The sequence below is a fragment of the Xanthomonas sp. MUS 060 genome (genome assembly GCF_000963215.1).
In the GTDB taxonomy this organism is placed as follows: domain Bacteria; phylum Pseudomonadota; class Gammaproteobacteria; order Xanthomonadales; family Xanthomonadaceae; genus Xanthomonas_A.
Map to the genome: position 1 here is coordinate 142,577 of NZ_JZIM01000004.1, position 15,021 is coordinate 157,597.

Genomic DNA, 15,021 nt, shown 5'->3' on the forward strand with positions numbered 1-15,021 from the left:
GGCAGTCGTGTCAGCACATTTAAACAGCATTGTGAATATGCCGTGCAATCCCAGTCACAGTGTTGCGACCGGCCAAAGCGTGAATGTCGATATCGATATCTAAAGCATTCGAGATCTCCACAAAGAAGATGGCCAGTCTCAGTGACGATGCCCCCATAGCAAAAAGATCATCGTCTACCGATTTCAGTGGATAATCCGGCATGATTTTGTGCCAAATTTCCCATAATTTTTTCTTCATAGGATCTTGCGGCAACTCTACCGATTGTATTTGCGTGGCAAAGATCGGAAGAGCATGAAGCTTTGCACGATCAATTTTACCGTTAGCATTAAGAGGAAACTCATCAATCAAGGTATAATGGCGCGGGACCATTGCTGGCTGCAAATGCTCCTTCAGATACGACGTAATGCGTTCAAGCGCGGCAGGTTCATGCCTATGGGGGCTTTCTCGCATCAGTAGATGCATCACAAGAACCCCATCGGTCCCGTTCATGCTGTTCCACGTCACGACAGCCTGGCGTACATCCTCGCAAGCGCTCAGGCACATCTCGATCTCGTTCAGACCGATCCGGACGCCATTAATCTTGATTTGGTCGTCATGACGTCCTACAAAGACGAAATTGCCATCATCGTCGGAAAACGCCAAGTCACCCGTTCTGTATATCCGCTCATCCTCGACTATTCCTGGCAGATTAAGAATTGAAAAGCGAGTCGTATTGAGATCCTCCCTGCCTATATAGCCAGGCGACACGATTGGCCCACCGATGCAAAGCTCACCAACGATACCAGCAGCAACTGGCATCATCATTTTGTCGAGCAAATAGGTCCGGACATTGGGCAGGGAGCGGCCTATGGGTACATGTCGCTTCGCACGGTCGTTGAAATCGCAAGCATAGGCTGACATTAAAATTGTCGTTTCTGTCGTACCATATATATTAAAGAGGCGCAAAGATTCTACAGACCCGCCTGGATAGAATTGGCTGGCATTTGCTGCTTCTCCACCAACAATAGCGGTGTGCAACGTGCTTGGCAGGCAATTCGGTGCAGCTGCGATTTTCGGCGCCCATTCATGCCAAACTGCTGTCGGCAGACAAATAACATTCATCTGATGCCTATCCAGCATTGCGAAATACTCGACCATCGAAAGTAATTCAGATCGCGGATGAATATAAATAGCGCCACCATGACATAGGCTCATGAAGATTTCGAGCAAGGAAAAATCGAAGGCTGCTTCGGTAAATTGTCCTATCCTTGGTGCACATTGCTGCAGTCCGAATGCCTCCCGAGCAGCAAAAATATGCTCCGACAGCGAGCCATGGGTAATGCGAACACCTTTGGGATGACCTGTACTTCCTGACGTATAAATAACGTAGGCATCGTCATCAAGGCAGACTTCCGGCAGGGTGATATTCTCGATGCCAGTCGAGACCGTCATTTGATGGAGGTTGACGACAGGACAATGGATATTGTCCAGACATGCATGATTTGAGCTTTCGTACAGAACGACTGTTACTGAACAATCGGCAACGATATAAGCATTGCGTGCGGGTGGATTGCGCATACTTAAAGGTACATAGACCATGTTTGCCCGAAAAATACCGATGATCACGGCAACCCAGTCTGGTGAGCGCTCCATCAACACACCAACGCGGCTGCCTGCAGGCAATCCTAATCCTATCAGGCTGTGTGCTATTGCACCTGCTCTGCTCCACAAGGTGCCGTATGTCAGCTGCGTTTGGTCGTCCTGCACGGCCACTGCCCGAGATGTCTCATCTGCTGCATGACGCGCAATGAGGTCAATGACAGGCACGATGGGATACAACCGACATGGACCGAAACCCGATTCAACGAGCACTTTCAGGTCCGTGTCTGGAACATAATAGAGCTCGTCAATCGTGCGATGCGGCTGCTCCACAATCATTTCAAGCAAGTGTGATAAATGAGCGGCAAAACGATCTGCCACTGCGCGCGGCAAATAATCATTACGATAACAAAGACGCATCACACTTGACTTGGATGTGTCGGAAAAGATGATTTTGAGAAAGCAGCTCGCCATGTCGAGCGATGCCACCTCAAAACTATCGAACACATGTGTAATGACGGGTGTGAGTGCATCCTGGGCTGTATATCTGCCATTGGTGGCACTCAGATGTTCAAGCAGAACAGAAAAGTGTTGCTGGCCAGGTTGCTCTATTTGATAGACCAACAAAGCCGGAACGATGGGCTTGTCGGGATCTTTCGCCGAGATTTCCACCTGAATTTCCAAACGTTCAACGTGAGTATAACGATATAGAAGTGCAGTCGTCGCTGCCGTCAATACATCTTTGGAGCTTACGGCAAATGCAGCAGACAAGCGATGTGCCGCCATGACAGCATCCTCGCTCAACGAGTGTTCCACGATCCGCATGCAACCATCGCGCCCTGTATCGATAGATGCGCGTTTCAATGCGTCAATAATTTCAGTCATGTCATTGCCTCGGTTAACGGCTTTTCTGCCTGTAACCGCAGGAAATTATCCATTGTGATAAGGGCCGGGGTGCCTGGACGGCACGGCAAATAATGGTCTTCGCCATCGAGAATGAGCTTTTCGGCCTGACTGAGAAATGCAAGAGGCAAGTCGGAACTTTGCGGAGAAGCGATCTTATCTTCAGCGCTGGCGATCAAGAGCGTTGGCGTATCTACGGAATTACACAAGCCCGACAAACCTTCGGCATAGACAGCATGCACGCACATTACATATTTGTAGAATGTTTCAGCATCACGTAACGCGATGCTCGTGTGCTGATAAAACTCTTGATTAACATCGACTTTCGCAGCGAGGATATCTCTTACGGTCGAGGCAACTCGGGGTCGTCCCGCACAGCTTTTGATGAGATCATCGAATTCGCGTTCGTAGTCCGTGCGACGACTGGTCTCGAAGGCCCCGTTGCAGCACACTAGCGCAGAAAATCGATTTTCCAGCAACAAGGCAGCACGTACCGCGATCAAAGCACCAGTGCAGTATCCGAGCAGCCCGGCACGAGATAGAGCAAAGTGCTCCATAAGCGTAATGATATCGCGCGCATGAGAGGATGCGTCGATAGCCTCGCCAGTCAGAGTGCTCGTCGCACTATCCAAAACGAATCGGCTGTATATTACATACACGGATGACCATCGACGCAGTTGCCGGATCATCGGCAATAAGGGATCTGCTGTAACGCCGATTGGTAGTACTATAACATTAGCATAAGAGCTTTCAGGGTTGAGGCATACATCGACCCGGAACCGGTGGCCGCCCGCAGTTACGAGCCACTCACTAGTTAGATGGCATGGCATCTCAAATTTGCTCAAAATTAGTTCAGATGGATTTATCATGGGAATTTTCCGTTTTTTGCTCGGAGGAAGAAGCGAAGAAGTTTTTCACTGCGGTCACAACGTTTGGTACCTTCAAAATATTGGCATGTGAAGTTCCTGGAATTTCCATATAATCCGCTTCCCGCCAGGCGGCCGCATAGGCTTGCCCCTCAGCAAAACCAACCACTCTGTCATCTCGGCCATGAATGATTAGGCCACGCTTTGGTCGTGGCATCTGCGTGATAATGAATGACGGATCCTGCATCGTCAGAACATCACCACCTTCATGAGCATTCAGCATAACCTTGAGAGTGTTCATCTCTTTATCGCTCAAGCGATTCATGCGCTGAAAATACTCAAATACCATAGAAGCACGAAAGACACCCGATATTGCAACAAAATGATTGATGCGCAATCCGCGAGCTATCGCATACCAAATCCAAAGATTTCCAAGCGAATGGGCCACAACACCATGCAGCGCCCCCTCTCTGCGGATGATTTCTGCGAAAGCAGCAACGACATCGTTTATCGAAATCTTGTAACTTTCGTCATTACCCTCATCGGAAAAATCGATCATTAAGGTGCGCCACCCTGATTCCGCAAGCGCACGAGCAATCGAGGCAAATTGGCTACCCCTGCCACTTATGCCATGGACCAGCAAAATATTCGGCCCCTCTCCCATGCTGCGCAAGCCGACCCGTATAGAATTCAGTATAAAGCCACGGTCAGGAAGCGCTGACCAGAATTGATCCTCTTCCGGCGGACGTTTCGAGCGATGAAAGAGATACCATCGCTCGAAATATCTATCCATCGCCATGACGGAATCTGGTTCCAATTCGCATTTCAATCGGGTGGACTCTTTCATGATGCCGCCAGCTCGATTGGGAGTGGACAGGCGGGAGAAGGAATAATGTCATCAACACAAATCATCTTGATCGGCAACTTTGAAAAGCCGCGCAAAACGCTATTGAGTTGTCGCTCAGGAGTTCCCGATAAGACTATTCGCTTTGCCTGCCTCACCAATGCAGCGATCACCGCACGACCTAACCGTCTCGCCAGTCTTTGACCGATGCAGGCATGGACGCCGCTGCCGAAACTGAGCGTGCGTGACATGGGACGGTCGATACGAAAATCTCGACTGTTATTGAAAACGGTTTCATCATGGTTCGCGGACCCAAAGAGTATCGCGACCTTCGCGTCGGCTGGAAGGCTATAGCCATCTACCACAAAGGCCCGTTTCGTAGTACGCGTTATGATCTGCGACGGAGAATCGAAGCGAAGTGCCTCATTGTAGGCAGCCGGGACTAGTGAAGGGTTGGCACGTAACATTTCCCATTGGTCATCATGCGTTGCCAAGCAATAAATTGCGTTACCGATCGAATGTACCGTAGGTAGTATCGACGCTTGCAATGATAAGCGTCGAAAGTAGTTTATCGGCCTCGAAATCGGTAATAATACCTTGAGTGGCATTATTTTTTATCGCCGCGCCGACGCTGCCCGATTCGAGCCTGCTGATGAAATAGCCGAGGAGGGATTGCCCTTTTTGCATCGCCGCCAATCCGTTATTGACTCGCTCCCTGGCGGCCGTCTCGATCGTATCGTTGAGCGGACCATAGGCATTGAAGTGCGCATCTGTGAAACCTGCCAGCCTATGTCTACCGGTTTGCGGAAGGCCGAGAAGATCATAGATCGCATTCTGGGTAACGGCTCGCGCCAGATCCGGAATGGCATCGAACTGTTCTTGTTGGACAAGGCTTTTGACTGTCTGATCGGCAATCACATCGATTTTTGCCTCTAATATTGCCAGCCTCTCCGTCATAAGTGCCGAATGCAGGACCTTTCGTAACCGATCATGCTCTGGCGGGTCACTGGCCTGTATGGTGACGCCGATCTGGTGGGAATCCATCAGGGCATTGAGTGTCACCCCTTTCGCTGTTGAAAATACGTCATGATCCTCAAGGGCCTGCTTTGCCACTTGGTAACGGGTGAGCGCAAAGGCATTACAGCAAGACAAGAACACGACAGGCCCGAGGGCTCGCAATATTTCATAGCTGTTATAAGGTTCGGACAGACAAGCTTCTGAAAACAAGTCAATATCCGAGATGGGAGGTGTTTCTAACACGGAAGGCATCCCGGCTGTAAGAGTGGAATGAATTTTTTAAATATTTCTCTTTATGGAGAAATCCCTGTCGTTTCACGGATTTTGCTTGCGCCTTTTTATAACGATCCGCATGAAGATCTTGTGTTGGGCAAGCTCACGTAGTCTGTCCATAGAATGTTCGCAGTAGCAAAATTAGCCGACCACAGTAGCAGCTCAAGCAACTTGAGCTCAAGTAAAAAATGCAATTACTTTCTGAGGAGCACGGCATCCTGCAGATTGAAGTAAGCAACGGCGTCAGCATCAGAGGGGCTGTCAAACCAACTGTGTAACTGGGTTTTTCATAGCCCCCTCATTGGTACGCGGTCTTCGCCGAACATCACCTGGAAGCTTTGCAGAGCCGGTTTCCAGTGATGGATCGATCTCCAGTTCTTCGAGGCCTCGCGCACGGCCAAAAACAACGATTTGAGCGCGGCATCGTCGTTGGGAAAAATACGCCGGTTGCGGGTAAGTTTGCGCATGACCATGTTCAACGATTCGATGGCATTGGTGGTGTAGACCACCTTGCGGATCTGTGGCACGCCGCGATGACGTAGTTCGGTCAACACGGACAGCCAGAATTTGGCCCCCTTGTGCTCAGCCAACCACAGACCAAGCACCTCCTTCTCCCCCCGCAAGTTGACCCCCAGCACCACGTGCGCGGCCTTGTTGATGACCTGCTTGTTGTGCTGCACCTTCACCACGATCCCGTCCAACCACACGATCGGATAGATCGTCTCCAGCGGTCGCGATTGCCAGGCCCGCGCCTCCTCCAGCACCGCGTCGGTCATCTGCGCGATCAAGGCATGCGATATCTCCACCCCATACAAGTCCACCAGCGCCGACTCGATGTCGCGTGTGGTCATGCCGCGCGCATACAACGCCAGAATCTTCTCCTCCTGCACCTTCACCACGATCCCGTCCAACCACACGATCGGATAGATCGTCTCCAGCGGTCGCGATTGCCAGGCCCGCGCCTCCTCCAGCACCGCGTCGGTCATCTGCGCGATCAAGGCATGCGATATCTCCACCCCATACAAGTCCACCAGCGCCGACTCGATGTCGCGTGTGGTCATGCCGCGCGCATACAACGCCAGAATCTTCTCCTCTATCCCCGCCAGTCGCACTTGGCGCTTCTTCACCCACTGTGGAGCGAACGTGCACGAGCGGTCGCGCGGGGTCTCAATCTGCAAGTCGCCCACCGCGCTTTGCACCGTCTTGCGGCTTTTGCCATTGCGCACGTTGCCGCCTGCACGTTCATGCGGCGCATGGCCCACATGCGCCTGCATCTGTGCCTCCAGCGAGCGGTTGATCATGTGTTGCAATATCTGCGAAAACAGCTTCTCCCTCAAGAGCAGCGAGACAATATCGTCTCCGTGCTTAAGGGAAACGGATTCGACGCATCTGCCGAGTATCTTTCAATCAATGTGGCGCTTAATAGAAATAAAGATGTATCGCCAGCGCTCATGGCCGATAATCTTTATGCATTACTTCAGTTGATCGAGGGCGAGAGCATTCTTGGTGGCAATAAACCACTGATTTATTGTCCACCAGCATTTTTGGACGAACATGTAGCTGGAGACAAGCATGATTTTAGTCAATATTCATCATGGGTTGCCCACTGGAATGTGGATCAATCTAGAATCCCGAAGGCGTGGAAAGATGCTGGTAAAACCTGGTCGGGTTGGCATTACAGCAGCAAGGGAAATGTTCCTGGAATTAGTGGCGATGTAGATTTGGATTATTTCCAACTCCAGTACGTGGACTTGAACAGTCCACTGGACTAATCCAAGATCAGCGGCGTGAATGCGGATCGCTTACGCTCAATTTTCAAGTGCAAAGCTCCGCAATCACGTCGTGTGGACACATGGGGAAGCAGTCGCGTCATTTGATTTCTGAGACGCAAGATACTGCAAATGGAAGTCTGGCAACGGTGTCAGCATCCGTTGCCAAACCGACGTCCATCCATCACATCGGTGCTGTGTAGCAGCCGGATTTGTAGATGCTACTTTCTAGCGAGACGAAAGCTTGGACGTGAAGAAGCATTTTTCTGAAACAAGCGCTTTTCGGAAGAACAGAGCATCGGCTTCCTGCACGAGGCGGAGGCAGAGTTTCACGTCATCGGCAGACCGGAACGTCACCAATCGGTCGGCGCGTAGTCCTTGAGAAACTGGCCCCACACGTGCTCGCCGGTGTTGAAGCCGTGGATGATCGGATCGACGATGCGCGCCGCACCATCGACGATGTCCAATGGGGGATGGAAGCGCTCCTCGCGTACTTTGCGCGCGGCAATTTCTGCCGGATCCTCGTCGGTGACCCAGCCGGTGTCCACGCTGTTCATGTGGATGCCGTCGTTGTGATAGTCCGCCGCCGACGTGCGGGTCATCATGTTCAACGCAGCCTTGGCCATGTTGGTGTGCGGATGCCGGGTGGTCTTGAAGTTGCGATAGAACTGCCCCTCCATCGCCGACACGTTGACAATGTGCTTATCGTGCTCGGGCGTGCGCAGCAGCAGTGGCTTGAGCCGCGCATTGATCACGAACGGTGCAATCGCGTTGACCAACTGTGTCTCCAGCAGTTCTACCGACGACACCTCGGCCAAGAGCAGACGCCAGGAATTACGTCCACGCAAATCCACCTGCTGCAAATCCTGGTCCAGCCGCCCTTCCGGAAACACATGCTGTTGGCCGAGCAGATCGTCGGCAAGCAGTGGCATCTGCGATAACGCTGCGGCATGCAATAAACCATCAGTCCCACCGAGACGCTGCCCTGCACCGGCCGGCAGCGTGGTCGCTGACGCCGCCGGCAGCAGTTCCGGGCCACGCAAACCTTCGTAACTGCCGATCAACCGACGCACCTGCTCGGGCAATTCGTGCAGCGCGGCGGTTTCGCCCGCCATCATGTGCGCATAGAACTGTGGCGGTCGACGCACCGTCTGGCACGCATTGTTGATGATGAAATCCAGACGCGTACGGGTGGCGAGCAAGTGGCTACAAAACGCTTCCACGCTGGGCGTGTGGCGCAAGTCCAAGCCAAACACCTGCAGCCGATGTCCCCACTCGGCGAAATCCGGCTCTTGCGCATAACGCGTAGCCGAATCGCGCGGGAAACGCGTGGTCACGATCAACTCGGCACCGGCACGCAGCAGTTTCAATCCGGCCTGATAACCGATCTTGACCCGTCCACCGGTCAACAGTGCCACGCGTCCGCGCAGATCGGCCGTTTCGGTGCGCTTGAAGTAATTCATCTCGGCGCAGGGCGGACACATCTGGTCGTAGAAATGATGCAATTGGGTGAACTTCTGCTTGCACACGTAGCAGTGACGCAATTCGGGTGACTGCGTCGCCGACTCTTCGGCACCAACCTGCACGCAACTCAGCGCAGCGGGCGATTGCGGTGGGAAATAGTTGGGCGTACTGAACACGGGCTTGCGGCGCAATGCACGGATACCGGTTTGGTCCAGTAACGCCTCGGCCTTGCGCACTTTTTCCTGGTGGCGTTCGCGCGCCTGTTGTTTGAGCAATTTGCGCCGCGTCTTGGGTTCGGGATGGAAGACCTTGGCCACCGCCTGATGCAGGCGCACGCGCTCGGCTTCGGGCAGTGAGTCGAGGAGCGTGCGGTCGGCCTCGATGGCGTCGAGCAATTCCAGGGTGATGCGCAAGCGCTCGGACAAGGGCAGGTCGTCGGTGGAAACAGGGGCGGTGGTGTTCAAGACAGATCCGGGGTGGGCGACGGCGAACCGTGGCAAAGGCCAGCACAATACTGGCATGGACAACGCACCGCGGCGCTGTACACACCCCAGCATGGCATGCGGAGGCGAGCGACAGCGCAGACAGCGACGACGCGGGCCGTTGGAACCGGCCACGCCGGTATTTTCGCCGATCCGGGAGGGGCGATGCCACGTCGCAACAGTGCTCAAGGGCCAAGGGCAACGCCGGCCACCTGCGCATCGTGTGCGCCGGCGATAGCGTGCTTTCGCTCAGCGTGCCGGTAACGGTGCGAATTGGCCGCGTTGCAGTTTGGCCACATCGTTGCCTTGCGCGTCCTTTGCCTGTAGGTCGGCGCCCTTGGCGGCGAGTTCCTTCAGCACCTCGGTGCGCTGGAACAACGCTGCGTACATCGCCGCGGTCTGTCCAGCGTTGTTGCGCTGGTCGGGCGCACAGTCGGCTTGCATCAGGCGCTTGGCAATCGTCAGTTCGCCCTTGAAGATCGCGCCCATCAGTGCGGTGTTGCCGCGCTTGTCTTGTGCGCACGGGTCGGCACCAGCGCGCAGCAACTGCTCCACCGCCGCCTGATGGCCGTGGTAGGCGGCCAGAATCAGCGCGGTATACCCCTTGTCGTCGCGGGTATTGAGGTCGTAGTGGGCATGGATGAATTCGGCCAGCATGTCCTGGCGGCCTTCGCGTGCGGCATCGAAGAAATAATCACGCAGTTGCGCCTGGATCTTGGCGGGATCCTTCGACACAGGCGCAGCAGGTGCGGCGGTGGCGGTCGCCACGGCGATCATGCTGGCGAGAAAAACAGCAAAACGGCGCATATTCTGTCTCCATCTCGGTGAAAATACGCAGCGCGCAGACCAGCAGGACCCGCCGCGCTGCGTGGTGAATGCTCAATCCTGCAACTGCGCGGCCAGCTGCTTGACCCGCGCCAGATCGCCCTTGGCAACACGCGCCACTCCCGTGCCATAGGCCGGGTCGGCCTTGTACAGGAACGACAGCATGATGTGCTTGCTGGCATCGTCGGTTGCGGCCAGCGATTCGCCGAAGCTCTGGATCAGATCCTGTTGCTCTTTCTTGCTATAGCTGCGGAACAGGTCGCCGGCCTGCTTGAAATTCTGTTCGCGGGTAATCTTGGCCTGTTGTGTCGTGCCGGAGAGGGGCAGTTGGCTGTAGCGGGCATTGGGATCCTGCGGGCGCGGAGCGAGCCGGCTCGGCTCGTAGTTCACAGCGCCGACGGTGCTGCCGCCGTTCATCGCGCCATCCTGATTGCCGTTGTTCACCGGCACGCGCGGCCGGTTCACCGGCAGGCTCAAACCATTGGTGCCGATCCGGTACAACTGGGTATCGGCATAGGAAAACAAGCGCCCTTGTAGCAACCGATCTTCAGAAGGTTCGATACCGGGCACCAGATTGGCCGGCGCCATCGCAACCTGCTCGGTTTCCTGGAAGAAATTCTCCACGTTCTTGTTCAAGACCAACTGGCCGATCTTGCGCTCGGGCACACCGGGCCAGATCTTGGTCGCATCCAGCGGGTCGAAATCGAAATTAGCCAGGTCTTCCGGCTTGAGCACCTGGATGTACAGATCCCACTTTGGATAATCGCCATGCGCAATCGCGTTCACCAGATCGTGAGTCAAATGGCTGTAGTCCTTGCCCTGCATCGCGACGACCTGCTTGGGATCGAGATTGCGGATGCCCTGCAGCGATTTCCAATGGAACTTGACGTAATGCACCTGGCCTTGTGCATTGACAAGTTTGTAGGCATGCACGCTGTTGCCATCCATGAAACGGTAACCGGCAGGCGTGCCTTCGTTGGAGTACAGCAGCGTCAGCGTGCGCGTGGCCTCGGGTACGTGCGAGAAGAAATCGAAACGGCGCGCGTCGTCGTCAAGATTGGTGCGTGGATCGGGTTTGAATGCATGCACCATGTCCGGGAACTTGATCGCATCGCGGATGAAAAATGTCGGGAAATTGTTCCCCACCAGGTCCCAGTTACCCTCGCGGGTGTAGAACTTGGTGGCGAAACCGTGCGGATCGCGCATGGTTTCCGGCGAATGATTGCCATGCACCACCGAGGAAAAACGCACGAACACGGGGGTGATTTCGCCCGGTACGAAGACCTTGGCCTTGCTCAGGTCGGAGATATCGGCTGTGGAAGTAAAAATGCCACGCACGCCGGTGCCACGCGCATGCACCACACGTTCGGGGATGCGCTCGCGGTCGAAGCGCTGCAATTTCTGAATCAGTTGCACATCCTGTAGCAAGGTCGGGCCATTGGGACCGGCGGTCTGCGAATTCTGGTTGTCGCCCACCGGCGCGCCGTTATCGCGAGTGAGCGTGGACTGCGCAGCTCCCGTCGGAACGATCAGGGATTGCGACAGCAAGACGAACATCAGCAAAGGGACAGTGCGCATGGCATCGGCTCGCGTTGAGGGAACTGCAGCATCCCAGCGGCATCGCATGCAGAGAATTCGTTCGTTGCAATCGCTGCTATCAACACGTTCAATCCATACGCCACAACGTGATGAAAATCGTCCTCGAAATGCGTAATGCGCCGTGGATTGCAGCAAGAAGCGCTCCATGACGACCACTGCGACGACGCGCATTGACATCAAAATGTAGACGCCGCGGCGCCACCTACCGCACGGTCAAACAACTCGGGGCAACTCGAACAACCTTGCGCGAAGCGGCAACACACTCGGCTGCAACACCGGATGTCGATTTGATCTGGTGCCGGAAGCTGTCGCCAGATTCCTGCCGACCTGCCGACGCTACCTGGAGCCGCCACCGATGCCGGTCCCGGCGTTATCTGCCGATCACCCGCTTGAATGGCGGCAGTGCATCGATGATGCGTTTGCCATAGCGTTTGGTCAGTAGCCGCGAATCGAGAATGATGACGCGACCATGGTCGCTGGAGGTACGGATCAGGCGGCCGGCGAACTGGGTGAGGGTGCGCAGCGCATGCGGCACCGCGATCAGGTTGAAGGCGTTGAGACCACGGCTTTCGAACCATTCGCCGAGGGTGGCGGTTTGCGGATCGGTCGGCACGGCGAACGGCACCTGAGTGATGACCACGGTGGTGCACGCTTCGCCAGGCAGGTCCAGGCCCTCGCCGAAGGAATGCAGCCCGAACAGCACCGACCCTTCGCCGGCACCGATACGGCGCAGGTGCTCGGCAATCATCTGCGATTTGGAGCCTTCGCCCTGCACCAGCACGCGATTGCGCTGGGCGATGGGCAACAGGTCGGCGACCTTGAGCATCTTCCAGCGCGAGGTGAACAACACGATGGAGCCTTTACCCCAATCCAATTCACGCACCAGGTAGCGCGCCACTTCGCGCGGATGGCCATCGCGATCGTCCGGCGCCACGGGAAACGCGGGCACGATCAATTCGGCCTGATTGGGCAAGTCGAACGGTGAGGACAGCGACACCATTTCGGCGTGGTCGGGCAGGCCGTTATCGATCGCCAGGGCCTGAAAATCCCCGCCGCCGGTGAGCGTGGCCGAGGTCAGTACCGCCGCATCCACTTCGCTCCACAACAGCGAGCGCAACACCTGCGCGGCCGACACCGGCGAGCAATGACAAATCAGGTCGGCATCGCGCGAGGCGGTGATCCAGCGCGCCATCGGCGGCTGGCCTTCCTGGTCCTCGCGGCGCCAGCCCAGCCATAAGGCGTACTGCTGCTCGACCATCTCCAGGGCCATGCCCAGATTCCGCTGCAGGCGTTCCTTGGCCGCGTCCTCCTGCTTGGACTTGACCGCCATCTGGTGCGCGGCCTGCACCCAGTTCAACAACGCGGCGGTGTCCTGCGCCTGCGCGTCGATCAACTGCATCCAGTCCTGTGGCAGGCGTCCGTTGGGCGCGCGCCACATCGGCGCGTCTTCGCCAGGCTCCGGCACCCACACGCGTTCGATCTCGGCACGGAACGCCTTCAGCCCCTTGACCACTTGCGCCGCCAGCTCGATCGCCTCATTCGGCAACTGCTTGCCAATGGTGTCCTTGTCGGCAAGCCGATACGCCGCGGCGATCAACGCCTGCAAACGCCCGGTGCGCTGCGTCATCTCGTCCAGCGGCAGACTGGCGGCCCCTTGATCGATGGCGACACTGCCGATGTGATGGCCTTCGTCCAACACCAACAACATGTCCGACGGCGGCGCGATCAACGGCTGGCCGTTGTCGCTGTCACCCAGCGCCAGCGCCGACAACAACAGCGCATGGTTGGTTACCACGATCTGCGCGTCGCGTACCTCGCTGCGCGCCTTCAGCACCGGGCACTGCGCCGCGAACGAACAACGGCGCCCGGCACACCCGGCCGCATTGGTGGTGATGCGCGCGCGTAACGCGGGCGCAATCGGCTCCGGCACAGCATCCAGATCGCCATTCCAGGTTCTCTCGGCATAAGCCTTCGCCAGCGCACGTGCCTGCTCGGCCTCGGCGGGACTGGGCGGGCGGTCGTACAGCGGCGCCTGGTCCTCGAACATGCTGTCCTGCGCCACCTCGCCGTGCAGCTCGGCCACGTTGCGCGGGCACAGGTAGCGGGTGCGCCCCTTGGCCAACGCCACCGTGGCCTCCAGGCCGGTGGCCTTGAGGAACGCCGGGATGTCGCGCTCCACCAACTGCGCCTGCAGGGCCACCGTGCCGGTACTGATGACCAGCTTCTTCTTGCTCGCCAGCGCGATTGGCACGCCGGCGGTCAAGTAGCCCAAGCTCTTGCCGACGCCGGTGGGTGCCTCGGCCACGCCCACGCCACCCGAGGTCCCCAGCGCGCGCGATACCACGCCGATCATCTGACTCTGCGCACGGCGCACGCGGAATCCGGGCGTATTGGCCTGCAGCTTGGCGTAGGCATCGCGGATGGCCAGCTTGACCGGCTCGGTGAGCTGACGCGGGGATGGCACAGGCGCGCGCGGTGCCGACGGCGCAGGTGTATCGGTCATCGCCGTCGCAGCAACAAAACGCTCAATTGGCACTGACCAGCACGGCTTCGCGTTCGCGCAGCGCGGCATACACCGGATCGGTCTGCGGACGCACGCCATGCCAACCCGCGAAACTCTCCGCCGCCTGTTCCACCAACATGCCCAGGCCATCCACGGTATCGCGGCACTGTGCCGCGCGCGCCCAGGCCAGAAACGGAATGGCGACTTCGCCGTAGTTCAAGTCCACCGCCAGGGTCATGCTGTTGACCAACGACAACGGCAGGGTGAATCCCACCGTCGGATCGCGACCGATGGTGGTGGCATTGAGGATCAATTCGAAATCGCCCAGCTCGCGCAGGTCGTCCCAATAGCGCGAGGTCGCGCGGGCCGGTTCGCCCAGCGCATCGATCAGGGCGTCGGCGCGTTCTGGCGAGCGGTTGACCACCACCAATCGCTGCACCCCGGCCTCCAGCAGCGCCGGCGCCACGCCGCGCGCGGCACCGCCGGCGCCGATCAACAGGGCACGGCGGCCACGCAGGTCCAGGCCGTGCCGCCCGGTCAGGTCGCGGACCAGGCCGGCGCCATCGGTGTTGTCGCCGTGCCATTGCCCGTCACGGTAACTGAGCGTGTTGACCGCACCGGCGCGTTGCGCGCGCTCGCTGCGAACGGCGCTGATCGCGAACGCGGCTTCCTTCAGCGGCACGGTCACATTGGCACCGACTCCCCCCTCGGCGACGAACGCGGCCAGCGCCGACGCGAACCCCTCCAGAGAAGCGTCGAGCGCCTCGTACTGCATGGCGATGCCGGTCTGCTTGGCGAACGCGGCGTGGATACGTGGCGACAGCGAGTGGGCGACAGGGTGACCGAACACGGCAAAGCGGGAGTTGGACATGGAACGCTCGTTGGTTGTTTTAGACT

Annotated in this window: 12 protein-coding genes; 1 reads left to right on the plus strand and 11 read right to left on the minus strand. The window is 57.1% G+C overall.

Annotation, left to right across the window (positions count from 1 at the left end):
• Positions 1–19 precede the first annotated feature (19 nt).
• The 6 genes from XANALMUS060_RS18375 to XANALMUS060_RS06625 form a co-directional block, all read right to left on the minus strand.
• Complete coding sequence (locus tag XANALMUS060_RS18375) at positions 20–2,464, minus strand: non-ribosomal peptide synthetase (RefSeq protein ID WP_082064954.1); 2,445 nt, start codon at positions 2,462–2,464, stop codon at positions 20–22.
• Entirely contained in the window at positions 2,461–3,351 is an 891-nt protein-coding gene (locus tag XANALMUS060_RS23000) for an alpha/beta hydrolase (protein ID WP_343122969.1), read from the minus strand. The genes XANALMUS060_RS18375 and XANALMUS060_RS23000 overlap by 4 nt, the downstream gene beginning before the upstream one ends.
• Positions 3,335–4,195 carry an alpha/beta fold hydrolase gene (locus XANALMUS060_RS06615; RefSeq protein WP_152640414.1) on the minus strand — a complete coding sequence of 287 codons (861 nt, stop codon included), beginning with the start codon at positions 4,193–4,195 and terminating at the stop codon, positions 3,335–3,337. The genes XANALMUS060_RS23000 and XANALMUS060_RS06615 overlap by 17 nt, the downstream gene beginning before the upstream one ends.
• Positions 4,192–4,659: a cytochrome P450 gene (locus XANALMUS060_RS18380; protein WP_235430383.1), complete on the minus strand. Its 468-nt coding sequence runs from the start codon at positions 4,657–4,659 to the stop codon at positions 4,192–4,194. Before XANALMUS060_RS18380 ends, XANALMUS060_RS06615 begins: the two co-directional genes overlap by 4 nt.
• Before the next feature lie 40 nt (positions 4,660–4,699).
• Positions 4,700–5,452 (minus strand): cytochrome P450, encoded by a 753-nt coding sequence (locus tag XANALMUS060_RS19695; RefSeq protein ID WP_152640415.1) that lies wholly within the window; start codon positions 5,450–5,452, stop codon positions 4,700–4,702.
• A gap of 317 nt (positions 5,453–5,769) precedes the next feature.
• Positions 5,770–6,834, minus strand: a complete 1,065-nt coding sequence (locus XANALMUS060_RS06625) for a transposase (RefSeq protein ID WP_152640416.1) — start codon at positions 6,832–6,834, stop codon at positions 5,770–5,772.
• Between XANALMUS060_RS06625 and XANALMUS060_RS18385 the strand changes: the two genes are divergently transcribed.
• Entirely contained in the window at positions 6,745–7,254 is a 510-nt protein-coding gene (locus tag XANALMUS060_RS18385) for a glycoside hydrolase family 25 protein (RefSeq protein WP_235430385.1), read from the plus strand. The two genes, XANALMUS060_RS06625 and XANALMUS060_RS18385, sit on opposite strands and share 90 nt — an antisense overlap.
• 350 nt (positions 7,255–7,604) lie before the next feature.
• Here the strand turns inward: XANALMUS060_RS18385 and XANALMUS060_RS06630 are convergent, their stop codons facing one another.
• From XANALMUS060_RS06630 to aroE, 5 genes are all read right to left on the minus strand, one after another.
• Positions 7,605–9,179 carry an SDR family oxidoreductase gene (locus XANALMUS060_RS06630; RefSeq protein ID WP_045737695.1) on the minus strand — a complete coding sequence of 525 codons (1,575 nt, stop codon included), beginning with the start codon at positions 9,177–9,179 and terminating at the stop codon, positions 7,605–7,607.
• A gap of 267 nt (positions 9,180–9,446) precedes the next feature.
• Entirely contained in the window at positions 9,447–10,004 is a 558-nt protein-coding gene (locus XANALMUS060_RS06635; protein WP_045737696.1) for an ankyrin repeat domain-containing protein, read from the minus strand.
• Positions 10,005–10,076: 72 nt separating this feature from the next.
• Complete coding sequence (gene katB, locus XANALMUS060_RS06640; protein WP_235430394.1) at positions 10,077–11,579, minus strand: catalase KatB; 1,503 nt, start codon at positions 11,577–11,579, stop codon at positions 10,077–10,079.
• Positions 11,580–11,991: 412 nt separating this feature from the next.
• Complete coding sequence (dinG, locus tag XANALMUS060_RS06645) at positions 11,992–14,124, minus strand: ATP-dependent DNA helicase DinG (protein ID WP_045737698.1); 2,133 nt, start codon at positions 14,122–14,124, stop codon at positions 11,992–11,994.
• A gap of 22 nt (positions 14,125–14,146) precedes the next feature.
• Positions 14,147–14,995, minus strand: coding sequence for a shikimate dehydrogenase (gene aroE, locus XANALMUS060_RS06650; protein ID WP_045737699.1), 849 nt, complete (start codon positions 14,993–14,995; stop codon positions 14,147–14,149).
• Positions 14,996–15,021: the final 26 nt, after the last annotated feature.

What these genes read in the sequence shown, in the direction of transcription:
- XANALMUS060_RS23000 (WP_343122969.1), bottom strand. Translation starts at nt 3,351, where the DNA reads ATGATAAATCCATCTGAACTAATTTTGAGCAAATTTGAGATGCCATGC.
- katB (WP_235430394.1), bottom strand. Translation starts at nt 11,579, where the DNA reads ATGTTCGTCTTGCTGTCGCAATCCCTGATCGTTCCGACGGGAGCTGCG.
- XANALMUS060_RS18375 (WP_082064954.1), bottom strand. Translation starts at nt 2,464, where the DNA reads ATGACTGAAATTATTGACGCATTGAAACGCGCATCTATCGATACAGGG.
- XANALMUS060_RS18385 (WP_235430385.1), top strand. Translation starts at nt 6,745, where the DNA reads ATGCGCCTGCATCTGTGCCTCCAGCGAGCGGTTGATCATGTGTTGCAA.
- XANALMUS060_RS06615 (WP_152640414.1), bottom strand. Translation starts at nt 4,195, where the DNA reads ATGAAAGAGTCCACCCGATTGAAATGCGAATTGGAACCAGATTCCGTC.
- aroE (WP_045737699.1), bottom strand. Translation starts at nt 14,995, where the DNA reads ATGTCCAACTCCCGCTTTGCCGTGTTCGGTCACCCTGTCGCCCACTCG.
- XANALMUS060_RS06635 (WP_045737696.1), bottom strand. Translation starts at nt 10,004, where the DNA reads ATGCGCCGTTTTGCTGTTTTTCTCGCCAGCATGATCGCCGTGGCGACC.
- XANALMUS060_RS18380 (WP_235430383.1), bottom strand. Translation starts at nt 4,659, where the DNA reads ATGTTACGTGCCAACCCTTCACTAGTCCCGGCTGCCTACAATGAGGCA.
- dinG (WP_045737698.1), bottom strand. Translation starts at nt 14,124, where the DNA reads ATGACCGATACACCTGCGCCGTCGGCACCGCGCGCGCCTGTGCCATCC.